This window comes from Cytobacillus purgationiresistens, assembly GCF_030813235.1.
Taxonomy (GTDB): Bacteria; Bacillota; Bacilli; order Bacillales; family Cytobacillaceae; genus Cytobacillus; species Cytobacillus purgationiresistens.
On the sequence record NZ_JAUSUB010000026.1, the window covers coordinates 47,077 to 68,924 of the forward strand.

Genomic DNA, 21,848 nt, shown 5'->3' on the forward strand with positions numbered 1-21,848 from the left:
ATGAGGGTCTAATGCATATATTTCTTGTTTATCTTACTTCTTATGGGCTTGGATAGATAACCTGCATGGCGTGCACAACGCTCTTTAATTTGCCTGCCTTCAAATATTTAACCAAATTCCTTTCTTTTCAAACGAAAAAAACCGCTTTGAATAGCGGTTCTAATTGTACCCCTTATCACCAAATGGCTGAAGCTGTTCCAGCCACTTTTCTTCAAGCTTCTCCAACTCTATCTTTTCATTAAAATAACCGTCTTTTTTCTTTTTGAGCACCTCTAATACCGTAATTTCAAAGGCATCTTCACCGGCACGATTCCAGTCAGCCTGCAGTTCCTTGTTAATAAATGTACCGTTTTTCAGCATAAACTTTTTGCCATTCAAGGTTTTAAGATTAGGTGTACTTGCAACAAACACTTTTCCAGTTTGTTTGTTTTTGATTTGATAGACTCCAGCCTCTATTTCCGATTCTTTATACAATTGCTTGAGTTCCTTTTTCCGATCCATTTAACCTGCCCTCTTTCTTATTAATTCCGCCAATATTTGCTGCCGTCAGATTTTCGATTCATTAATCCATACTCAATTAAATAGCGTCTTAGCAAAACATTGTCATGATAGACAGCGCTTAATAGTTGATTGACTTCCTTTTCTTCGTATTCCTTTTCCGGAATAAAACGTTCAGCAATTTCTCTTAACACAACGAGTCTTTGCTTCTCTTTTGGCGGGAAGCTTTGCAGCGCAGCCAGAACACCTTCAGGGAAAAACTTCATCACGATTTCGTCTTTTTCTTCTTCCGTTACATTGTAGCGATCATCCACCATCCGAGCTGTTTGATGGATATCAATGAAGCTCGGTTTGTGCTTATCCTTCTCCTTCAACAATTCCATCAATGTTAAATACAGTTTTGCTTGACGTTCTTTTTCCTTTAACACGAAACGATGATTGCGAATGGTTGATGCGCTTCCTATACCTAAATACTGTCGAATATCATTATCTGATTTCCCTTCATAAAAAAGACGAAGCAATCGATTTTGATGATCAGTCAGCCCTGTTAGCTTCTTATCAAGGTCAATTAAAAACTCAAAGACCGATCCATGTATGTCTTCTATATGCTTTTTCAAAAACTTTTCTGCATCATAAAAAATATCATCTTTCCCATAGATGATTCCTTTTTCTGTCGTCTTTCCACATAAGAGACAAATATAATTCTCGCTTTCTTCAACGAACCCTCGTTTCATTTCACTCAGCGATGCATTCCAGAATACTTCGGATTGTTTCATTGTAATCATTTCTCCATTTTGTTTGTCTTATAACAAACATTTTATTATTTTGTTTGTTTAATGTCAATTATCTTCACCAAAATAAAAACGACTTTCTTAATCGAAAGTCGTCCTTAATATTGATCCATACATGATGTGTCAATCACCCATGGTTCTCCTGTTTTTGTGTGAATCATTTTTATATGCCCTGTCGTTAAAGGATAGGAAGGCAAATAAGACAGCGTGTAGATCTGATGCTGCGAGTCTTTCACCCACGAAAGCTCCATCAGTAAAGCTTCCTTAATAATCTTTTTCGCTTCTAAGATGGAAAGGTTCTCTTCTAGACAAATAAGAGAGAAGTCTATTAAAACCTCTTGATCCACGTCTGCTTTCTTTACAAGCCCTGTATCTGCATCAACCTCAACTGTGACTGTAGCATCTGCAATACAAACACCACGCTCATAACGGAGAAAAGTAAAGTAGAATAGACGGAGAGCATCATCCTCCTCCACTTCCTTTGTCAAATTAGACTTCTGCAGTTTAAAAGTGATATCTGGCTGTACGGCAATTGCGGATAGAAGCGATATGGCATTATGAAGTGCTTCTTCATATGAAATGGTCCTTCCTGGCAGCGACTCCTCTTCTCCCATAAGCTTCAAAAGCCTACCATCTTGATGAAATAAAAATTTAATTACTTCGGGAATTTCCAATTCAGTATCTACTAAATCTTCATCACTTACCCGAAGCTCCTCCTTCTTCAAACGGCTCCACACTTCTAATCTGCCATGCCTGCTTTTCGTTTCAGCCACTTTCATATGCTCTTCTGTTAAGCCAGCTAGAGTATAGATATCTGTGAATGAATCGAGTGCGGGCAGCGGTTCAATTACTTGCTGCGGGAATCCTAAGACTTCAGTGGTATGTATTTTTCCATTTGTGTCGACTTCTATAATATAATCTTCCAATTCATATACATAATGATATTGATTATCCCCGGATAAGAATGTATCTTTTGCATACTTTGCTATAACAGGGGTAAGCTGCAATTGATCGAGATAGATTTCCTTCGCCATACTGGCAGTGATGCTTTTTTGCGGATATTGGACCTCATAGCCCAACTCTTCTCTTTCAACTGAGCTGATTAAGCCATTAGGCAGCATAGTAAAGCTAATCCCTGAATTCGGCAGCTCCTTATCAAGCTGATCATCCTTGCGATTATAAATAATGATGTGATACTCACCTAAGTCAATGTATGCGGATAAATAGAGACCTTTTCTAAAATCTTCATCATAGAATTTCTCAATAAAACCTTCCGCCTGCATAATCATTTCAAACTTCGATGCAGTCCTAGGCAATGAATCGATTTCATCTGTATAAATAAAGAATTCTGCAATCCCTACCTCATCAAAGCGGACCGAACCAACAGATTCTCCCCATTCCTCCAATAATATATCAAAAACTTCCTCTTCAAATTCCATCTGCTCCGCTTTCAAAGCGGCTGGATCGATTCCTTTAAAGTATCCTTTTAACTGTTCAATTATCGTGTGATACAAAGCAGTAGTTCTCCTTTGATTATTGGTTTTATTAGTGGGAAGGAAGACAATATAACTGCAAAATATACTTAAGTATACCTATACTTTCTTCTCCCTTGATTATTAACTCATTTAAAACACTATATTAAACAGAGCCTTCTTCTATTAAAACCCTGATTATAACACTCTTCCCATAATGATGACATCATGAAAACCTCCATTACTAAGCAAACCTTCCTTTTCAAACCCTTGTTTCTCGTATAGATGGACGGCAGCGCTATTCGCTGACGTTACCTCTAATTCAATCCTGGTCAATCCTAAATGCAAGTCCGCCAGCTCAAGCAAGGCATCTAATAAACGGCTTCCTATTCCTTTATTCTGCCATTGTTCATCAATAGATATGGATATAGTTCCGCTATACCTCAATTTACCAGTTCTTACTTCAAGCATACCATACCCTAGGACATGATCTTCTACCTCTGCTACAAAGAAGAATGTTCATCCGTGCCCAAGCTTTCGATGTAAGCCTCTGTTGCACTCATTCGCTCAGATGAAAATGACATCGTGTGATTAATGACAGACGGCTGTCGCCTTATTTTATTTATAGAAATGGCATCTTCTCTTCTAATGGGACGTATACGTAAATGCTTCAACTCATTTTCCCCCAGTTATAAAGAAATAAACTTATAAGAATGCCCTTCTGTAAAGTTGCTGCATTTATCATCATTTATGGAGAGAATCGGTTTTGCATAATAGAATGATTAGCTTTCCCTTTTGTTATAAAAAGAATAGTTGTTTCTTTACTAAAAATACCTATGATAACTGGTAAATTCAAGGGTTATTTTCGAACAAGGCGGATATATAAATGAAATAGCGATTTGCTCTATTTATTACAACTGTAGATATTCTAAACAGAAACAAATATTTAGTGGCAAAAAGAATAACCCAACACGATTAGGCTGCTGACCTAACCAGCATTAAGATTTTATGGTATGACCATCATTCGATTAACTTCTCCAGTAGCCAGCTGGTCAAATCCTTCATTTATTTCCTCTAATGGCATGACACCGCTTAACAAGTTATCTATTGTCAGTATAATTCCCCCTTTTACGACGAGAAAAATGATTGCATGTCCTGGAAAAAGATACAAAGGATCGCCAGCACACAATCCTAACCAATTAATGTTCCCCATCATATCTGCAACGAATCAAGCTTTAGAGAAAAAAATGAAAAATGGAGAATTTCGAGAGGATTTATTCTATCGCATTGCCGTTATTACGCTGGATACTCCTCCATGAAGAGTAAATAGAAGATATTGATTTGTACTTTAAAGAACAATACCGCATTAGAAAGAGCATTTACCAGAAACCAAGCGGGTGCTGCAATCTTGCCATTGGTCTGGAAATATATGCTGATAAAAAATATCATGGGAAGCTTAGTCGTATCCATCCCGGAAAGAAACATCCAACGAGAGCATTTACCGCCTCATATATTTCATTCACCATACAACATTATTAAAAAAACTCCGGCGCTGGGAACAACATAAACATGCTTAATAGACACCTAATGGAGAAGGCTGTATTTTCTACTCCATTAGGTGTCTTTCTCATCAACTCTAGTAATTGCCAAATTAATTGAATCAAGCTTCAAAACGAGGGGATTGATAATATCACTAAAATACAAATTATCTTCTAATGAGAAATGATTATCATCATGAAATGTAAACTCGAAACGACCTCTTCTATCTTCAATCGGTTCATAATAATGCACAGCATCCAGTTCATCCCATGAATATTCATATTTATCACCGGACAAAAGCTGCGAAAAGGAAATTTTATCATGCGAAAAAACAACATAGGCTTGTGCACCAATATAAAAAGGAATCATACTTACGAGAGTCAGTCCAACAGCTAATACAATTGAAAGCTTTTTCACATTCATTAACGCAATGATAAGCATGGCTATCGTAATGAGGAAAAATCCGATTCCATACATGTAGTGTGCTGATTTGGGAACGAATACCTTCCAAATTCCAGTATCATGGTGAACAATCGTACCCACAATTTGTGGAATAAAAGCGATAGATAACGCTGATAAAACTCCTATACCAATACTTAATGCTAAAAAAATATGTCTCGCTTCATATCTTCCCACAAAACAACCACCTCTTTTTCTCTTCTATATTTATTACGAATATACCAACCAAAAGGTTCCATATTTTCACAAAATTAATGAATTGTCCTTTTACATAGCGGAATATAAATTTTTTAACTCAATATAAATAAAGGGGACGAAAAAATCGAGGGGGTTTTTACATGTTATTATTCATCACATTTCTAATGGTGCTTTCCTACAGCATCTATTTTTTTATCAGCACTAGAGCAAAGAATAATGCAGTGAAAAAAACATTCTCTAAATGCATTCCTATGGTATTGGGGATGACGGGCAGTTTAACAATCGGTCTTGTAGTTGCACTATGGATTCCGCAGATGGGGCTTTCCACAATCATCGCGATCCTCATGAGTGCAGCAATTGCCACCTTAATTGGAAGGCCTTTCGGAATCAATGGAATGGTTGAAGCACAGTCGGCCAGCCTAATGGGTGCGATGATGGGAGCAATGCTCGGCATCATGCTTGCACCTTCTGAGATAACCTTGATGATTATTGCAATGGATATCATTTATCTTTTAAGTGTCTTCTCTATGATGTTATTAATAAGCAAGGAGCTAAAAGTAAAAAATGTGCTAAAAAGTAAGTCCGCACCCTTTTACCTTTCCTTTCTTTTGAGCATCTCCATTATCTGTACAATTGGTATACTGCAAACAAACAATCCCAACGATCAGATTGAAATCGATGAACCAACAACAGAGCATCAACATCATTAAGCAAATACAACTGTAAAAACCTCCAAACTACAAAAACACAAAAATATTATTGACTTTTCTATATAACAGTAATATTATGAATATAAAAATTTAATAAATCTATTCTCTTATTGAGAGAGGCTGAGGGACTGGCCCTGTGACGCCCGGCAACCATTTGTGGATTCTATTCATGAACAGGTGCTAAATCCTGCAAAATACAATTGTATTTTGAAAAATAAGAGAGGTACTTAATTATTTAAATATACTTATGCCTCTCTTTTTGAGAGGCATTTTTTGTTTATTGCCATAATTTCACAGACAGAAGAGGGGAAGAAAAATGCCAACATCTATTGTGAAAGGAGCTCCCGGTCATTATCAAATCGATGAGGGAATTCTTGCAAAATTTAATACCTTTATTGAGGAACTTCAAGTAAAGAACATTCAAATAATTTCTGGTAAAAAAGCATGGGAAGCCGTAAAGCCTTACTTGCCAAAAAATATTGTGAGATTAGAAGAATCACAGCTAACATTTGTTGAAGGCCATACTACATTGCAAACCGTTAAGCGGTTAGCTGAAAAACTGAATTTGCAATCTGCTGACGTGGTGATCGGAATCGGTGGCGGGACCGCACTGGACATTACGAAGGCGACAGCAGTTGAAGCCGGTGTTAAATCCATCCTGATACCCAGCATTGCCGCAACATGTGCTGCCTGGACACCACTCAGTGTGTTTTATGACGAACAAGGTGCTTTCACTCATTACACCGAGTTCCCTCTAGCTACTACTCTTGTACTCGTTGAGCCAGCCATCATCGCTCACGCACCTGTGCAATATTTAAAAGCTGGAATTGGAGACACTCTCGCTAAATATTACGAAGCTGCAGCCTTAATCACTTCTTTTTATAAAAATGAAGAGCTGCCAGTACCATTGAAGGTTTCGCAATTTTCAGCAGCCATTTGCAGAGACGTCCTTCTTAAAGATGGTCAAGCAGCCATTGAGAGTGCGAATCAAAAAATGATATCCCCTGCACTGGTCAGAGTGATTGAAGCCATCATTATGACAGGTGGAATGGTCGGCGGTTTCGGAGAGAAAGCTGGAAGAGTTGCTGGTGCACACTCTGTGCATAATGGACTAACTGAAGCCAAAGAAGTCAAACCATTCTTACATGGCGAGCTGGTTGCATATGGCATTTTAGTTCAGCTGGCATTAGAGAAAAAAGACGAAGAGTTAAAAAAATTACTAGACTACTACAGCGTATGGGAGCTGCCCAGCTGCTTGCAGCAACTCGCCATCGATGTGGAAAATCAAGTGCTATTAAGCTGTATCATTCAAAAAATGATATTACCGCAAGAATCCATTCATCTAATGGAACAGGAAATCACGGAAGATGCACTTAAAGACGCCATGTTAAAAGTGGAAAAATTGAATCTTTCTAAGATCAGTTAATTAATATCATCCAAAAGACAAACAAACGAAAAGAGGAAAATATCATGAAAAAATGGTTATTAGCAAGTGGATTCGTTTTAGCATTATCAGTACTTGCTGCTTGTGGCAGCGATGAAGCAGACAGCGGAGAAACAGGCGGATTATACGGAGATGAAAAGTTAGTAGTGGGTGTGACCGCAGGTCCTCATGAGCAAATTCTTGAAAAAGTAATTGAACTTGGAAAAGAGGAAGGCTTAAACATTAAACCTAAAGTATTTACAGACTATGTAATGCCTAATGTTGCTTTAGCTGAAAAAGACATTGATATCAACATTTTCCAAACAGAGCCATACTTTAACGCATTTATTGAAGATAGAAATCTAGATCTTGTAAAATCATTTGATACAGTCACTTTCCCGATGGGCATCTATGCTTTAGAAGTAAAGGATGTTGCTGAATTAAAAGACGGTGCAAAAATCGGTTTGCCAAGCGATCCAACAAACAGTGGACGTGCGCTGCTACTATTTGAACAAGCTGGGCTAATCGAACTAGACCCCGAAAAAGGCATTAACTCAACAATAAGAGATATCGTTAAAAACAACGGAGATTATGAATTCATTGAGCTGGATTCAGCGCAAATCGCTCGCCAGCTGGAAGAACTTGATGCAGCAGCTATTAATACAAACTTTGCCATCGAAGCAGGATTCGTTCCATCTAAAGATGCGATTTTCATCGAACCTAAGGATTCTCCATATGTAAACCATGCAGCAGTAAGAACTGCAGATAAAGATGATGAAGCCATCGAGAAGTTAGCTAACATCTATCGCAGTGAAGAAGTAGCCAAGTTCATTGAAGAAACATTTGAAGGGTCTGTTATTATTTCTTGGGATTAAGAAAGACTGGAAATTTGCTTAACGGAGGGAGTTTTACACATGATTGAACTAACAGGCATCTCAAAGACTTTTACAGCTAAACAAGGTTCAATTTACGCGCTAAAAGATGTCTCGCTTTCAGTGAAGCAAGGCGAAATATATGGAGTAATCGGATACAGCGGTGCGGGTAAGAGCACCTTGATCCGCTGTGTTAACCTTTTAGAAACACCTGATAAAGGTTCTGTAAAAGTAAAGAATGTAGATTTAACTAAATTATCAACTGGAAAGCTCCGTGAAGCGCGAAGTAATATCGGCATGATTTTTCAAGGCTTCAATCTACTTAAAACGGCAACTGTTTATGATAACATCGCACTTCCACTCAAGTTAACAGGCTTGAGTAAACAGATGGTGAAGGAACGGGTTGAGAAATACTTAAATATCGTCGGACTAAGTGAAAAACAAAACGCTTATCCAGCTGAACTTTCTGGTGGTCAAAAGCAGCGGGTCGCAATTGCCCGCGCCTTATCTCATGAGCCAGAAGTTCTTCTCAGTGACGAAGCAACCAGTGCACTTGATCCTGATACAACTGAAGCGATTCTAGATCTACTATTAAAGATTAATAAAGAACTGGGGATTACAATCTTATTGATCACTCATGAAATGAACGTCATTCAACGCATTTGTGATCGCGTGGCAGTCATGGAAAATGGCGAAGTGATTGAAGAAGGCAAAACGAAGGATGTCTTTACATCACCTAAGCATTCGACAACAAAACGTTTCGTGAATAGCTTGTTCTCTCACGATATCCCTGATGAATTGCTGACAAACCTAAATGAATCCGGTCATGTAGCTACACTGTCCTTCTTTGGAGAATCCTCTGGAGAACCAGCTCTGGCGTTAATCAGCAAAAAGTTTGATATTTATCCGAATATCTTATCCGGAAGTATTACGCGATTAAAAGATGAATCGTTCGGTCAGCTTTTAGTCCATTTAAAAGGCGATCAAGCAGAAATCGAAAAAGCCGTGCAATTTTTAAAGGAACAGAATGTACATGTGGAAGGAGTGAAGATCAGTGGCGAAAATAAACGAGTTTCTTGATCTATGGGGCGCTGATCTATGGACTTCCACCCTCCAAACCTTTCAAATGGTTGGCATCTCTTTAGCCATTTCCGTATTAATTGGCTTGCCATTAGGTATACTCCTTGTATTAACTAGACCAGGAAAAGCCTTAGGCAATAAGTTTGTTTATAATATTTTAAATATCGTCATCAACGTTATTCGTTCGGTACCGTTTATTATTCTGTTGTTCTTCATTCTGCCATTCACTAAGTATATCGTTGGTACATCCATCGGTGTAAAAGGAGTAATCGTCCCCCTTGTCGTTTATACAGCTCCCTATATTGCGAGATTAATGGAATCCGCTCTACTTGAAGTGGACCGTGGTGTCATCGAGGCATATGAGGCAATGGGAATTAAAACAAGACATATCATTTGGCATGTACTGGTCAGAGAATCCCGCTCGTCGATTGTACTAGGTTTAACGATTGCTACAATCGGATTGATCGGAGCAACTGCCATGGCAGGACTGGTTGGCGGAGGCGGTCTCGGAGACCTTGCCTATCGTTACGGCCACTTGAGGTACGAGGTTGATGTGATGTATATCACTGTGATTCTATTGATTATTCTCGTTCAAGGACTCCAATCGTTAGGAAACTATTTGGCAGCGAAATTGAAGAAGGATTAAATAAAAGAGCTTAGCGCCAGTAATTTGCGCTAAGCCTTTTTGTTTGGTTGTTGTGATACGAGGGGGATTTTGGATGGGTTTATATTAATCCTGCTGAGATTTTAGTTTTCAAGCTTGTTTGATATGGAATTTTAATTGCTCGATGCGGGTTTCAATCATTTTTCTCTAGTTTTTTAGTCAGTTGAATGCAGGTTTTAGCCACTTTTTCTGGCTTTTTAGTCACTTGGGTGTCGGTTTTAGTCACTCGTATTGGTTTTTTAGTCACTCTTCCTCTTTTTTAGTCACTCTTCCTCTTTTTTAGTCACTCCCTCCCGATTCACAAAGAAAGCCGCCGAGCTTTCCCGACAGCCTTTCCAACTTTATTTAAACGTTTAACGATGAAGATTTTACGATAAAGTCAGCTTCTGTCGCTACCTTCAGTTCTTCCATCGTCACGCCTTCCTGCAGCTCCACTAACTCCATTCCGTGGTCTGTAAAATGGAATACAGCCATTTCAGTAATTAGGCAATGAACAACGGCTTCTCCTGTTAAAGGCAAGGTACAACTCTTCTTCACCTTCGATTCGCCATGCTTATTTACATGATCCATTATAACGACAATTCTTTTCGCACCTTGTACAAGATCCATCGCACCGCCCATGCCTTTGACCATTTTACCTGGAATCATCCAATTGGCTAAGTCCCCCGTTTCAGAGACCTCCATTCCGCCTAGAATAGCTAGATCAATATGACCGCCGCGGATCATAGCAAAGGATTCGGCACTATCAAAAAAGGATGCGCCTGTTTTCGTTGTTACTGTCTCTTTGCCTGCATTGATTAGATCTGGGTCAACATGATCAGCGTGTGGGTAATTGCCGATGCCCAGCAATCCATTTTCAGATTGCAGCATAACGTCTACTTCATCTGGAATCATATCGGCAATAAGCGTGGGCATACCTATTCCAAGATTAACGCACATTCCATCTTCTATTTCCTTTACCGCTCGCTGCAGAATCCTCTCTCTTCCATTACTCATCCGTTGGTTCCCCCTTATGCTTCTTTGCTTGTTGTCAGCCTTTCAATTCTCTTTTCATAATTTTGACCGGCGTATACATGCTGAACATATACTCCAGCCGTATGGATTTCATCCGGATCAAGTTCACCTGCACCTACAAGCTCTTCCACTTCCACTATCGTAATTTTCCCTGCTGTTGCAACAATCGGATTAAAGTTGCGTGCTGTTTTTCTAAATACAAGGTTTCCGAACGGGTCTGCCTTCCAAGCTTTCACAAATGCAAAGTCAGCAACAATGCCTTCTTCCATAATATATTTCTTGCCATTGAATTCTTTATGTTCCTTGCCTTGTGCTACCTCAGTGCCTACCCCAGTTGCTGTATAAAATGCTGGAATCCCTGCTCCGCCTGCACGCAAGCGTTCAGCCAAAGTACCTTGCGGGCAAAGCTCGACTTCCAATTCACCACTAAGAAATTGCTGTTCAAATACTTTGTTTTCCCCCACATAGGAAGCGACCATTTTCTTGATCTGCTTATTTTCCAAAAGGAGGCCAAGTCCCCATTCATCTACACCGCAATTGTTACTGTAAATCGTTAAATCTGTCGTACCCTGCTCCTTTAACTGCATGATCAGTTTCTCCGGTATTCCGCATAGACCGAAACCGCCTACAACAATAGAGGCTCCATCCCTAACCTTTAAAACTGCTTCAGCCAATGATGAAATCACTTTACTCATTAATTCCCTCTCCTCCCTCATTCTTTGATGAAATGGAGTCTTCCCACTCAAAGAGGAAAACCCCATAGAATAACTTAAATAAATAATGATGCTCCAAAAGCAAGAATAAAAACAGCTAATGTTTTTAGAATTGTTAATGCAAAAATATCCTTATAAGACTGACGATGTGTCAGGCCTGTGATTGCTAATAATGTGATTACTGCTCCATTATGCGGTAATGTATCCATTCCTCCAGAGGCCATGGATGCAATACGATGCAGCAATTCAGGTGAAATACCAAGCGTATTAGCCATCTGTAAGTATTGCTGCCCCATTACTTCAAGTGCAATCGATAGGCCGCCTGAAGCTGATCCAGTAACCCCTGCTAAGACGTTTACTGCTATTGCCTCTGAAACAAGAGGATTATTGCTTGCATTGAAGACCCAGTCTTGAATGGCAGTAAATCCAGGTAATGTTTTGACTACGTTCCCAAATCCAACCTCTGATGCCGTGTTGAAAATCGCCAGCAATGAACCCATTGCAGCGGCAGTAAGTCCAGTTGCAAGATTCGTTTTGATTTTTTTCACATTCATGAGCATCGCTACCAGGATTCCAATAGATAATGCAGAAATAAGTGCCCATGAAGATGTGACAGTACTTGCATCAGGAATATTGTATTTGTCTGCTAAAGTCGTTGCATCATACCAGAACTTCACTGACAAACCTGTTCTGCTGAAGATAAAATTCAGGACAACTACAACAACCAATGGAACGATAGCTAGCCAAAACTTCGGAAGACTTTTTTCATCAATTTCTTCCGGTTCATTCTTGTGCCCAGTTCCATAACCTTCTCCTATAGCTACTGCTTGTTTGCGTCGACGCTCAAGCCAAAGCATTCCACCAGTAAAAACGATGATTGCACCAATAATCCCAACTAACGGTGCCGCATAAGCATCTGTTCCGAAATAATTCGTCGGAATTATATTTTGAATCTGTGGTGTACCTGGCAATGCATCCATTGTATAAGTAAAAGCACCTAATGCAATTGTGCCTGGAATAAGCCTTTTTGGAATATCAGCTTCTTTAAAAATTTCAGCCGCAAATGGATAAACGGCAAATGCTACAACAAATAATGAAACGCCTCCATATGTTAAAGCGGAACACGCCAAGACAACTGCTAAAATAGCATGCTTTGAACCTAGTGAAGAAACAATCGTTCGAGCGATCGAGGCTGCTGCTCCCGTCATCTCCATTACCTTTCCAAAAATCGCTCCTAATAGGAATATAGGAAAGAATGATTTAATATAATTTGCCGCATTTGTCATATAAACTTCTGTATAACTTGGCAATAGAAGTCCGCCAGAAATAACAACGGCCAACAAGGTTACAATTGGAGCGATGATGATAACCGGATAACCGCGATATGCAAGAAAAATTAATAAACTTAACGCTAATATGATTGCAAAAATCTCAATAAACAAGCTAAAACCCCCTTATTGTTGCGTCTGTCTGCTAAGCCATCTTCATCTCCCCAGAATGGATGGATTGCAGCTGCCGCAATTCCTGCCTAACTTTTCTCCCCCTATTAACTTAGCAATCTCCCTTCTAAGTAAACGTTTTCATTTCATCGCCTTATATTGACTATAAACGTTCTTCTCCACATTCCATCCCTAAAATGGGCCACCCTCCATTTTATTATGCAAACTTCATGCCAAAAAGTATTTTTCATTAATAATAGACTGAATTGCGCATAATATCTGCAAAAACACTGTCCAAATTTTAATTTTGATGTAAATGTTGTACAGTTTACCTTGCATTCCTTCTAAATCTGTTCATTTCTGTACGGATTTCCTGACAAATACCTCAAAAAGGCATATATTTTGTTCAGATTACCTTACAAGTATAAAAAAAAGAGTAATAGACAAGCTTTAAATACTAAAGCTGCGAATACTCTTTTTTTATGAACCTAGTCCATATTTATTCATTTTTTCATAAAGGGTCGTACGACTAATGCCCAATTGCTTAGCCGCTTCCGTCTTATTGCCGTTCTCTGTCTCTAGCGAAGCTAAAATTGTCTGGCGCTCTGTTTCCTCCATTACCTCAGCCAAGGATCGGACAGATACCGTCTTTACATGACCTCTAATGTTATTAGGAAGCTGATCTTTTGTTATCAACTGGTTAGGGTCAACAATATTCATCGCACGTTCTATAATATTTTCTAATTCCCGGATGTTGCCCGGCCAGTTGTATTTCAATAACAGACGCATGGCCCGCTCATCCATTCCTTTTATTCGCTTCATCATGATATGCTGATACTTCTTTATAAAATGATCGACCAAGAACTCAATATCCTGCTGTCTATCTTTTAAAGAAGGAACGAGAATTTCCATTACCTTTAAACGGTAGTAAAGATCTAGACGAAATTCTCCCTTCTCTACCATTTCCTCGAGGTTGCGATTGGTCGCAGCGACAATGCGGACATCTACAGCTATGCTGCTTGAAGATCCCACACGTTCCACTTCTTTTTCCTGCAGAACACGCAATAATTTCACTTGCATATGGATCGGCAGCTCACCGATTTCATCTAAAAATATTGTACCGCCATCTGCCGCTTCAAACTTCCCTGCCTTACCACCCTTTTTCGCACCAGTAAAGGATCCCTCTTCATACCCGAACAACTCTGATTCAATAAGCTCCGAAGGAATAGCAGCGCAGTTTACCTTAACAAAAACGCCCATTGAACGCCTGCTTGCGTGATGGATCGCGTGGGCAAACAGCTCTTTCCCTGTACCGCTTTCACCGAGAAGCAACACATTGGAATCATTTTCTGCCACCTTTTGGGCACGCGCTTTCACTTCTGCAAAAGCCTGAGACTTCCCTATAAGCTGATCAAACGTATAAGAAGATTTATTGCTTTCACGAAAATCTCCTTTATACTTTTTTAGTTCTTTTTCCAATATGTTCAATCGTTTAAAAAGAGCAGAAAATTGACCAACGTTCTTAAATAATAGCTTTCCGACTGCTCCAACCACTTTCCCGCCTTTAATAATAGGGGAGCGAGTGGCGATCATATATCCATCATTCACTTTTTGCAACGCTGCTGTTTCCTGCTTGCCTGTTTTGACAACGATATGCATTCTCGTATTTTCGATCACTTCGGTCACATGCTTGCCGATTGAGCTCTTCTGATCCACTCTCAGAAAATCAGCATAGGCCTTTGTCAGTATCCGAACATACCCTTCAGAATCAACGATGACCAGTCCATCATATGCATATTCTAAAATATCCTGAATCAGGATTTCATTGTCGCCATCGTTATCCTTAATCAGCTCTGCCTCATTTAATGCCGGTGATGAGCAGAGGTACATATAATCTGCTCCTTCATAGCCGAATAGTTTCTCATACCTTACAATCATTTGCTTCTCATGAACACGCAAATGAATATTCGTGCCTGATACAGAGCTCTGTTGAATCATTTCATAGAACTCATCCATCTCTCCTTCAAGGAGGCAGTGCAGTCGCTGATTACTCATCAGCACTTCCTTTTCATTATTCATCACCATTACTCCAAATGGTAAACTCTCAATCATCGCGTTTAATAATTGCAGCTGATTTGAACGATCTTCTCTCAATGATAAAACGCTCCTTACTTCAAAACAGATTATAAAAACAACAGCTCGTCTATCCATTCATAGGACCTGATCTATTGGAAGATTCCCATTATTACATCATTTGAATTATATCATATGACCGAGGGAGGGAGACCTATATTCTTCTGCTAATCCCCAAATAAAGAAGCCATCACAAAGTTGTCTCCCTTCATAATGGCTTTGCATTCTTTCTATTGTTTTAAATTTCCCAATCGAATAAAAGCGCGATCTCGTTCTTTTAGTTTATCCGATACCGACTCATCCCCGTAGCGGAATATCCCTTCTCCTGATTTCGCACCAAGCTTCTGCTCTGCAACTAACTTCGAAATCATTTCAGGTGCTTCCATTGATTGATCAAGATCAGGTGCCACATTCTCGAATACTCTTTGCCAAGTATCAAGACCACCAAAATCTGCAATTTCAATCGGGCCAGTAAATGCCCAACGGAATCCGGGACCGGCAGTGACTGCTGTATCAATATCCTCCGCACTTGCAATCCCTTCTTTTAACAGATAGAAAGCTTCTCTCATTAAAGCCGTTTGTAGGCGATTAGCAACAAAACCAGAAATCTCCTTTTGCAGAACAATCGGCGCTTTTCCAATGTCACGCATCAGCTGAATCGTGTCTTCAACTACCTTTTTTTCCGTTTGTTCATGCTTTACTATTTCTACCAATGGTACAAGATGACCTGGATTAAAATAATGAGTAATGATCATTTTATTAGCAAATGACGCCTTCTCAACTAAACGTGAGATTGGAAATGTAGAGGTATTAGAAGCAATAATTGCACTTTCTTTTTTCAAATCTTCTAATTTGTGATAAAGACTCCACTTCAAATCAATTACTTCAGGGATCGCTTCAATGATAAAATCAGCATCCTTGCTAGCATCTGCTAAATCTGTTGTATACTTAATGTTCTTAATAGCATCAGCTTTGCCTGTTGAAGTTACTGCCCCTTCCTCCACAAGCAATGCTAGATCCTGTTTTATCCGTCGTTCCGCTTTTTCTAAGAACTCATCGTTTAAATCATTTAAAACAACTGGATAACCATTGATCGCAAATGAAATGGCAATTCCTGTTCCCATCACACCCGATCCTATCACTGTAATATTTTTTATCATCGTGGTCGCTCCTTTTCATTGAACGGTCGGCTATAAATGAGCTGATCGACCGAAGCATCTCGATTACTGTCGGTGCATTCATCACAATCAGTGCAAATATTGTGCCAAAAATTAAATAATTGCGAAAAATATTTTGATATGATAAACTACTTTCCGATACGATCTCCCCACTCCCCATTACTATAATTCTTTTTCTTTCAACCTTTTTCCTGTACATCCCTAATGAGCCATTACATTTTTTTAAGGAGGAATGTAAAGTGGTTTCAAATAAAGTAGCGATCATTACTGGCTCTGCAAGAGGCATTGGCTTTGAGATTGGAAAAATCTTTGCAGAGAATGGTGCAAAAGTTGTCCTATCAGATATTAATGAGAAGGATGTAAAAGCGGCCGCTGATGATTTATCCAAGCAAGGGCTTGAAGTAATCGGTTTAAAGGCTGATGTAACACAAGAGGCAGAAATCATCCAACTAATTGAAGGTACGAAACAAAAATTCGGCCGTATTGATATCTTCATTAACAATGCCGGACTTCAGCATGTGGCTCCCTTGGAGGATTTCCCTACTGAGAAATTCGAATTAATGATTAAAATCATGCTTACCGCACCATTTATTGCAATAAAAAATGTATTGCCTATTATGAAAGAACAAAATTTCGGCAGAATCATTAATGTTGCCTCGATTAACGGATTAATCGGCTTTGCTAACAAAGCAGCGTACAATAGCGCGAAGCATGGTGTCATTGGTTTAACTAAGGTGGCAGCTTTAGAAAGTGCCTCTCATGGTGTCACAGTAAATGCACTTTGCCCTGGTTATGTAGATACACCACTTGTTCGCAATCAATTAATGGATCTTTCAGTCACACGAGGCGTGCCATTAGAAAAGGTACTTGAAGAGGTTATTTACCCTCTCGTGCCGCAAAACCGTCTGTTAGCAGTCGAGGAGATTGCCGATTATGCGATGTTCTTGGCAAGTGATAAAGCAAAAGGTGTAACAGGGCAGGCAGTTGTTTTAGATGGCGGCTATACAGCTCAATAAAGGCAAAAAGGGAGAGGTGCACCTCTCCCTTTTTTCATGATTCATAGATGACTTGTCCTGTTAAACCTAAATTATAACCATACAATTGCTCTAATTGAGAGCGATATTCAGTTGAAGCCATTGTTTCCTTAATTGCTTTTACGAGCATAGTATTCTCTTTAAGAATAACTAAATCATATTGTTCTGTTATGAGAGGAACAAAGTCTACATTAACCATTTTTGTTACATTTTCGATACCTACTCCAGCATCAGCTTTTCCGCTTGCGACGCTTGAAGCGATGGAATAATGACTAGTTAACTCATCCCCATATCCATTTAATGATTGTGCAGTGAGGCCATTCAATCTTAATTGCTCATCTAATAACACTCTTGCACCTGAGCCTTTTTCACGATTGACGATTTTTACATTAGGCATCGATAGATCTTTCCAGTCCTTTATTTGATGGGGATTTCCTTTCTGCACGTAAATCCCCGCCTGCCGTCGAACTAAATTCATTTGGATAAATGGCTGACTGACTAAAATCCGTTTAACATAAGGAGTGTTGTATTCACCAGTATCACCATCGAATAAATGAACACTCACCACATCACATTCTCCCTTGTACATCGACATCAGGCTATTCAAGCTGCCATTATAAAGTCTTAACGAAGAAAAGCTTGTATGGTTTTCCAAATGCTTGCTTAACATATCTAAAACGATGTCTTGGCCGCTAATGATGACCTGATTGCTGGATTGTTTAAAAGGCTGCGATAGCGCCCCATCATTGACTGGTATCAGACCTGTCTTACTCTTAGCTTTATAGCTCTCAATATCATCGTCGTCAACTCTCATTTGCCGGCCTACGCGATAAGCCGAAAGCTCGCCTTTTTTGATTAGATCGTAAACGGTTAATTTGGATACCCTTAAAATTTGAGAAACCTCTTCAATCGTATAAGATGAATTGTTGTTCATACAATCACTCCATTATTTTCGGAAAATGCCCTGCATATTTCATTATATTTAGTTATAATAGGTTATATATAATATTAATTAATTTTATAAGGATGAACTTTCATGGCTAACTTAAAATTACAGCAGCTTACTAAAGTCTACAATAAAAATGAGATAGCAGTAAAAGATTTTAATCTTGATATAAAAGATAAAGAGTTTATCGTCTTCGTTGGTCCATCCGGATGCGGGAAGTCTACTATATTACGTATGGTTGCCGGCTTGGAAGACATTACACATGGAGAACTATTCATTGATAATCAAAAGATGAACGATGTATCTTCAAAAGACCGCGATATCGCCATGGTATTCCAAAACTATGCATTATACCCTCATATGACAGTATATCAAAATATGGCATTCGGATTGAAGATGAGGAAACAGACTAAAACGGAAATAGAACGCCGCGTAAATGAAGCCGCAGCCATTCTTGGACTAAAGCCTTTTTTACATCGCAAGCCCGCGGCGCTATCCGGCGGACAGAGGCAGCGTGTAGCCTTAGGAAGAGCTATCGTACGCGACGCCAATGTCTTTCTGATGGATGAGCCATTATCCAGCTTAGACGCCAAGCTGCGCGTACAAATGCGCAGTGAAATTATCAGTCTTCATAGTAGATTGCAAACAACGACCATTTACGTGACTCATGACCAAACCGAGGCAATGACCATGGCTACTCGGCTTGTCGTGTTAAATCATGGTCAAATCCAACAAATCGGCACACCAAAAGAAGTATACGAACAACCAGTAAATGTATTTGTAGCGGGATTTATCGGTTCACCTGCAATGAATTTCTTCTCTGGCAGCCTTACAGCCAGCGGGCTAAAAATCGGTGATCAATACATACCCATCCCAGCTGGTCTTTTACCACAAAATAGTTCACAAGATATCATTATCGGCGTTCGCCCAGAAGACATGTATATCGAATCAGCAACCCCAATGTTTCATACAGAGATTGAAGCAGTTGAATTATTAGGAGCGGATACAATGATTAATGCTGGACTAGGTGATCAGCCTTTCACTGCCCGTATCCCTTCATCCATTGCAATAGAACCAGGACAAACTCTGCCTCTGTCCATTCATTTGAATAGAATGCTTTTTTTCGACAGCCAATCCAAAAACCGCATATTTTAGTAGAGAAAAGTATTTAATATTCCTGATTATTATATTAAGATATAACTAGTTATAATTAGATATAAAGGGGGAAACAACATGTTCAAACATTTGAAGTTAGGCATTATGATCTTAATTGTGCTTATTTTTACTGCTGCATGTTCAAGCAGCGAAAGTGAAAAATCTAAAGAACCTGTAGCTGAAAAGGGAAAGGTTGAGCTTACAATTTCTGCAGCTGCCAGCTTAAAGGATGCAATGGATGTGATCCAAGCTTCGTACGAGGACGAGCATCCAGAAGTAACACTAACATTTAACTTTGGCGGATCAGGATCCCTTCAACAGCAAATATCTCAGGGCGCACCTGTTGATTTATTTTTCTCCGCTGCAGAGGATAAATTTGATTTACTCGTAGCTGAAGGAATGATTACTAAAGATAATAGCATCGATCTTTTAGGAAACGAACTTGTTCTGATTGTTCCTGAAGAGGACACAACGATCAAAAGCTTTTCAGACCTTACAAAAGAGAATGTCAGCAAAATTTCAATTGGTACGCCTGAAATAGTGCCAGCCGGCGCCTATGGAAAAGAAGCTTTAGAAACGATGAATTTATGGAACGAAGTGGAATCTAACATTGTATATGCTAAAGATGTGCGTCAAGTCCTTTCCTATGTAGAAACAGGAAATGTCAGTGCAGGGATAGTATATAAAACAGATGCATTGCTAACAGATAAAGTGAAAATTATCGCAACAGCTGAAGCTGATACACATACACCCATTATTTACCCAGTAGGAATCATTAACGACTCAAAAAATTATGATGCCACAAAAGAATTTTATGAATACTTGCAGAGTGATGAAACTATAGAGATATTTGAGGATTATGGATTCACTGCTCAATAGTATTTTTTCTGAAGCATTTTTAAGTCCAATCTGGGTATCGTTAAAAATTGCCATCATTGCAGGAATCATCGTCATCTTAATAGGGACAGTCGCTGCCCGTTTCTTTGCTCGAAAGCAATTTAGAGGAAAGGCAGTAATTGAAACACTGCTTATGTTGCCAATGGTCCTTCCTCCTACAGTTGTTGGTTTTTTTCTCATCGTTATTTTTGGGAAAAATAGCTGGGCTGGCCAAGCCATTACATGGCTGTTTGACCGTCCAATTATCTTCACATGGTGGGCAGCTGTGATTGCTGCCATCGTGGTTGCCTTCCCACTCATGTATCAATCAGCCAAATCAGGCTTTCTCGCCATGGACCGTGACATCGAAAATGCAGCGCGAGTTGATGGAGCGAGTGAATGGAAGATTTTCTTCTTTATCTCAATCCCACTCGCATCTAAAGCACTTATTTCCGGCAGTATATTAAGCTTTGCCCGTGCACTAGGAGAGTTTGGAGCTACCCTTATGTTTGCTGGCAATATCCCAGGTGAAACACAAACCCTACCAATTGCTATCTATATCGCAATTGATTCCGGGAATATGGTCATGGCATGGTTATGGGTAATAGCCATTGTGACCCTTTCCTTCCTCATGCTCTTGGCTGTGAGGGTAAAGGAATGAAATGATGCGAAGCCGTTAGAGTATTATTAAGGGCACTAGTTCTGTGAACTAGTGCCCTGTTTTATTATTGATCATCAGTTCAACCCGGAACAAGTTTGGTAATCTATTGCCCTGATTCTATTTTATTTTTGAAAAGTGGGAAAACTTACTCTTTCTTCTCTGTTTCTTCGATTTTGTCTCTTGTGAGCGGAGAATCAACCTCTTTCTACTCTGTTTCAGCGATTTTGATGCGAGTGAGCGGAGAATCAGACTCTTTCTACTCTCTTTCCTCAATTTTGATGCGGGTGAGCGGAGAATCAGACTCTTTCTACTCTCTTTCCTCGGTTTTGGTACGGATGAGCGGAGAATCAGACTCTTTCTACTCTCTTTCCTCAATTTTGATTCGGATGAGCGGAGAATCAACCTCTTTCTACTCTCTTTCCTCGATTTTGATTCGGGTGAGCGCAGAATCAACCTCTTTCTACTCTGTATCATCGATTTTGATGCGGGTGAGCGCAGAATCAACCTCTTTCTACTCTCTTTCCTCAATTTTGAATCGGACGAGCGGAGAATCAGACTCTTTCTACTCTCTTTCCTCAATTTTGATTCGGGTAAGCGGAGAATCAGACTCTTTCTACTCTGTTTCATCGGTTCTGATTCGAGTGAGCGGAGAATCAACCTCTTTCTACTCTCTTTCCTCAATTTTGATTCGGATGAGCGGAGAATCAGACTCTTTCTACTCTGTTTCATCGATTTTGATGCGGGTAAGCGGAGAATCAGACTCTTTCTACTCTCTTTCCTCGGTTTTGATTCGGATGAGCGGAGAATCAACCTCTTTCTACTCTGTTTCATCGATTTTGATGCGAGTGAGCGGAGAATCAGACTCTTTCTACTCTGTTTCATCGATTTTGGCTCTTGTGAGCGGAGAATCAACCTCTTTCTACTCTCTTTCCTCAATTTTGATTCGGACGAGCGGAGAATCAACCTCTTTCTACTCTCTTTCCTCAATTTTGA

Annotated in this window: 24 protein-coding genes, 1 pseudogene and 1 riboswitch; of the genes and pseudogenes, 12 read left to right on the top strand and 13 right to left on the bottom strand. The window is 39.5% G+C overall.

The genetic code is table 11. The annotated features are described in order from the left end of the window. Positions 1-159: 159 nt before the first annotated feature. From J2S17_RS22030 to J2S17_RS22055, 6 genes and pseudogenes are all read right to left on the bottom strand, one after another. The gene (locus J2S17_RS22030; protein ID WP_307478089.1) at positions 160-501 is read right to left on the bottom strand and encodes a GIY-YIG nuclease family protein; all 342 of its coding nucleotides are present in this window, start codon (positions 499-501) and stop codon (positions 160-162) included. A 20-nt stretch (positions 502-521) separates the two neighbouring features. Continuing rightward, positions 522-1,274 carry a DUF2087 domain-containing protein gene (locus J2S17_RS22035; protein WP_307478090.1) on the bottom strand — a complete coding sequence of 251 codons (753 nt, stop codon included), beginning with the start codon at positions 1,272-1,274 and terminating at the stop codon, positions 522-524. A 113-nt stretch (positions 1,275-1,387) separates the two neighbouring features. Next, positions 1,388-2,803, bottom strand: coding sequence for a hypothetical protein (locus tag J2S17_RS22040; RefSeq protein ID WP_307478091.1), 1,416 nt, complete (start codon positions 2,801-2,803; stop codon positions 1,388-1,390). A 156-nt stretch (positions 2,804-2,959) separates the two neighbouring features. Continuing rightward, positions 2,960-3,244 (bottom strand): annotated as a pseudogene (locus J2S17_RS22045) (GNAT family N-acetyltransferase); the annotation flags it as partial. A 20-nt stretch (positions 3,245-3,264) separates the two neighbouring features. Then, positions 3,265-3,435 (bottom strand): hypothetical protein, encoded by a 171-nt coding sequence (locus J2S17_RS22050; RefSeq protein ID WP_307478092.1) that lies wholly within the window; start codon positions 3,433-3,435, stop codon positions 3,265-3,267. A 332-nt stretch (positions 3,436-3,767) separates the two neighbouring features. Further along, the gene (locus tag J2S17_RS22055; protein WP_307478094.1) at positions 3,768-3,974 is read right to left on the bottom strand and encodes a hypothetical protein; all 207 of its coding nucleotides are present in this window, start codon (positions 3,972-3,974) and stop codon (positions 3,768-3,770) included. On the opposite strand from J2S17_RS22055, the gene J2S17_RS22060 reads away from it, so the two are divergent. Both J2S17_RS22060 and J2S17_RS22065 read left to right on the top strand, forming a co-directional pair. Next, a complete protein-coding gene (locus J2S17_RS22060) occupies positions 3,964-4,080 on the top strand; it encodes a sigma 54-interacting transcriptional regulator (RefSeq protein WP_370875100.1) in 117 nt (38 codons plus the stop codon). The genes J2S17_RS22055 and J2S17_RS22060 overlap by 11 nt on opposite strands. A gap of 17 nt (positions 4,081-4,097) precedes the next feature. Beyond that, the gene (locus J2S17_RS22065) at positions 4,098-4,328 is read left to right on the top strand and encodes a hypothetical protein (protein ID WP_307478095.1); all 231 of its coding nucleotides are present in this window, start codon (positions 4,098-4,100) and stop codon (positions 4,326-4,328) included. A 47-nt stretch (positions 4,329-4,375) separates the two neighbouring features. Here the strand turns inward: J2S17_RS22065 and J2S17_RS22070 are convergent, their stop codons facing one another. Then, complete coding sequence (locus J2S17_RS22070; RefSeq protein ID WP_307478096.1) at positions 4,376-4,936, bottom strand: hypothetical protein; 561 nt, start codon at positions 4,934-4,936, stop codon at positions 4,376-4,378. 161 nt (positions 4,937-5,097) lie between these two features. Between J2S17_RS22070 and J2S17_RS22075 the strand changes: the two genes are divergently transcribed. The 5 genes from J2S17_RS22075 to J2S17_RS22095 all read left to right on the top strand — a co-directional run bounded on the left by J2S17_RS22075 (position 5,098) and on the right by J2S17_RS22095 (position 9,688). After that, positions 5,098-5,667, top strand: coding sequence for a hypothetical protein (locus J2S17_RS22075; protein ID WP_307478098.1), 570 nt, complete (start codon positions 5,098-5,100; stop codon positions 5,665-5,667). 104 nt (positions 5,668-5,771) lie between these two features. Further along, a riboswitch (SAM riboswitch) is annotated at positions 5,772-5,888 on the top strand. A gap of 95 nt (positions 5,889-5,983) precedes the next feature. Further along, the gene (locus J2S17_RS22080) at positions 5,984-7,093 is read left to right on the top strand and encodes an iron-containing alcohol dehydrogenase family protein (protein ID WP_307478100.1); all 1,110 of its coding nucleotides are present in this window, start codon (positions 5,984-5,986) and stop codon (positions 7,091-7,093) included. A gap of 44 nt (positions 7,094-7,137) precedes the next feature. Next, a complete protein-coding gene (locus J2S17_RS22085) occupies positions 7,138-7,965 on the top strand; it encodes a MetQ/NlpA family ABC transporter substrate-binding protein (RefSeq protein WP_307478102.1) in 828 nt (275 codons plus the stop codon). A 39-nt stretch (positions 7,966-8,004) separates the two neighbouring features. Beyond that, on the top strand, positions 8,005-9,042 hold the full coding sequence (locus J2S17_RS22090) for a methionine ABC transporter ATP-binding protein (protein WP_307478103.1): 1,038 nt from the start codon (positions 8,005-8,007) through the stop codon (positions 9,040-9,042). Next, positions 9,017-9,688, top strand: a complete 672-nt coding sequence (locus J2S17_RS22095) for a methionine ABC transporter permease (RefSeq protein ID WP_307478104.1) — start codon at positions 9,017-9,019, stop codon at positions 9,686-9,688. Before J2S17_RS22090 ends, J2S17_RS22095 begins: the two co-directional genes overlap by 26 nt. Positions 9,689-10,051: 363 nt before the next feature. Here the strand turns inward: J2S17_RS22095 and J2S17_RS22100 are convergent, their stop codons facing one another. The 5 genes from J2S17_RS22100 to J2S17_RS22120 all read right to left on the bottom strand — a co-directional run bounded on the left by J2S17_RS22100 (position 10,052) and on the right by J2S17_RS22120 (position 16,165). After that, positions 10,052-10,702: a 3-oxoacid CoA-transferase subunit B gene (locus J2S17_RS22100; RefSeq protein WP_307478105.1), complete on the bottom strand. Its 651-nt coding sequence runs from the start codon at positions 10,700-10,702 to the stop codon at positions 10,052-10,054. A 14-nt stretch (positions 10,703-10,716) separates the two neighbouring features. Further along, complete coding sequence (locus J2S17_RS22105; protein ID WP_307478107.1) at positions 10,717-11,415, bottom strand: CoA transferase subunit A; 699 nt, start codon at positions 11,413-11,415, stop codon at positions 10,717-10,719. A 74-nt stretch (positions 11,416-11,489) separates the two neighbouring features. Then, positions 11,490-12,875, bottom strand: a complete 1,386-nt coding sequence (locus tag J2S17_RS22110; RefSeq protein WP_307478108.1) for a GntP family permease — start codon at positions 12,873-12,875, stop codon at positions 11,490-11,492. Positions 12,876-13,352: 477 nt separating this feature from the next. Continuing rightward, positions 13,353-15,026, bottom strand: coding sequence for a sigma-54 interaction domain-containing protein (locus J2S17_RS22115; RefSeq protein WP_307478110.1), 1,674 nt, complete (start codon positions 15,024-15,026; stop codon positions 13,353-13,355). Positions 15,027-15,235: 209 nt separating this feature from the next. Next, positions 15,236-16,165, bottom strand: a complete 930-nt coding sequence (locus tag J2S17_RS22120) for a 3-hydroxyacyl-CoA dehydrogenase family protein (RefSeq protein ID WP_307478111.1) — start codon at positions 16,163-16,165, stop codon at positions 15,236-15,238. Positions 16,166-16,422: 257 nt separating this feature from the next. On the opposite strand from J2S17_RS22120, the gene J2S17_RS22125 reads away from it, so the two are divergent. Beyond that, positions 16,423-17,199 carry a 3-hydroxybutyrate dehydrogenase gene (locus J2S17_RS22125; protein ID WP_307478112.1) on the top strand — a complete coding sequence of 259 codons (777 nt, stop codon included), beginning with the start codon at positions 16,423-16,425 and terminating at the stop codon, positions 17,197-17,199. A gap of 34 nt (positions 17,200-17,233) precedes the next feature. Here the strand turns inward: J2S17_RS22125 and J2S17_RS22130 are convergent, their stop codons facing one another. Next, the gene (locus J2S17_RS22130; RefSeq protein WP_307478114.1) at positions 17,234-18,151 is read right to left on the bottom strand and encodes a substrate-binding domain-containing protein; all 918 of its coding nucleotides are present in this window, start codon (positions 18,149-18,151) and stop codon (positions 17,234-17,236) included. Between the two features lie 102 nt (positions 18,152-18,253). Here J2S17_RS22130 and J2S17_RS22135 point away from each other — a divergent pair, with 102 nt between their 5' ends. The 4 genes from J2S17_RS22135 to J2S17_RS22150 all read left to right on the top strand — a co-directional run. Beyond that, on the top strand, positions 18,254-19,318 hold the full coding sequence (locus J2S17_RS22135) for an ABC transporter ATP-binding protein (protein WP_307478115.1): 1,065 nt from the start codon (positions 18,254-18,256) through the stop codon (positions 19,316-19,318). A gap of 78 nt (positions 19,319-19,396) precedes the next feature. Further along, on the top strand, positions 19,397-20,197 hold the full coding sequence (gene modA / locus J2S17_RS22140) for a molybdate ABC transporter substrate-binding protein (protein ID WP_307478116.1): 801 nt from the start codon (positions 19,397-19,399) through the stop codon (positions 20,195-20,197). Beyond that, the gene (modB, locus tag J2S17_RS22145; RefSeq protein WP_307478121.1) at positions 20,178-20,855 is read left to right on the top strand and encodes a molybdate ABC transporter permease subunit; all 678 of its coding nucleotides are present in this window, start codon (positions 20,178-20,180) and stop codon (positions 20,853-20,855) included. The genes modA and modB overlap by 20 nt, the downstream gene beginning before the upstream one ends. A gap of 128 nt (positions 20,856-20,983) precedes the next feature. Then, the coding region (locus tag J2S17_RS22150; protein WP_307478117.1) for a hypothetical protein at positions 20,984-21,848 on the top strand (865 nt) is incomplete at its 3' end.

What these genes read in the sequence shown, in the direction of transcription:
- J2S17_RS22075 (WP_307478098.1), top strand. Translation starts at nt 5,098, where the DNA reads ATGTTATTATTCATCACATTTCTAATGGTGCTTTCCTACAGCATCTAT.
- J2S17_RS22130 (WP_307478114.1), bottom strand. Translation starts at nt 18,151, where the DNA reads ATGAACAACAATTCATCTTATACGATTGAAGAGGTTTCTCAAATTTTA.
- J2S17_RS22090 (WP_307478103.1), top strand. Translation starts at nt 8,005, where the DNA reads ATGATTGAACTAACAGGCATCTCAAAGACTTTTACAGCTAAACAAGGT.
- J2S17_RS22055 (WP_307478094.1), bottom strand. Translation starts at nt 3,974, where the DNA reads ATGGGGAACATTAATTGGTTAGGATTGTGTGCTGGCGATCCTTTGTAT.
- J2S17_RS22120 (WP_307478111.1), bottom strand. Translation starts at nt 16,165, where the DNA reads ATGATAAAAAATATTACAGTGATAGGATCGGGTGTGATGGGAACAGGA.
- J2S17_RS22100 (WP_307478105.1), bottom strand. Translation starts at nt 10,702, where the DNA reads ATGAGTAATGGAAGAGAGAGGATTCTGCAGCGAGCGGTAAAGGAAATA.
- J2S17_RS22060 (WP_370875100.1), top strand. Translation starts at nt 3,964, where the DNA reads ATGTTCCCCATCATATCTGCAACGAATCAAGCTTTAGAGAAAAAAATG.
- J2S17_RS22135 (WP_307478115.1), top strand. Translation starts at nt 18,254, where the DNA reads ATGGCTAACTTAAAATTACAGCAGCTTACTAAAGTCTACAATAAAAAT.
- modA (WP_307478116.1), top strand. Translation starts at nt 19,397, where the DNA reads ATGTTCAAACATTTGAAGTTAGGCATTATGATCTTAATTGTGCTTATT.
- J2S17_RS22080 (WP_307478100.1), top strand. Translation starts at nt 5,984, where the DNA reads ATGCCAACATCTATTGTGAAAGGAGCTCCCGGTCATTATCAAATCGAT.
- modB (WP_307478121.1), top strand. Translation starts at nt 20,178, where the DNA reads ATGGATTCACTGCTCAATAGTATTTTTTCTGAAGCATTTTTAAGTCCA.
- J2S17_RS22105 (WP_307478107.1), bottom strand. Translation starts at nt 11,415, where the DNA reads ATGAGTAAAGTGATTTCATCATTGGCTGAAGCAGTTTTAAAGGTTAGG.
- J2S17_RS22085 (WP_307478102.1), top strand. Translation starts at nt 7,138, where the DNA reads ATGAAAAAATGGTTATTAGCAAGTGGATTCGTTTTAGCATTATCAGTA.
- J2S17_RS22035 (WP_307478090.1), bottom strand. Translation starts at nt 1,274, where the DNA reads ATGAAACAATCCGAAGTATTCTGGAATGCATCGCTGAGTGAAATGAAA.
- J2S17_RS22030 (WP_307478089.1), bottom strand. Translation starts at nt 501, where the DNA reads ATGGATCGGAAAAAGGAACTCAAGCAATTGTATAAAGAATCGGAAATA.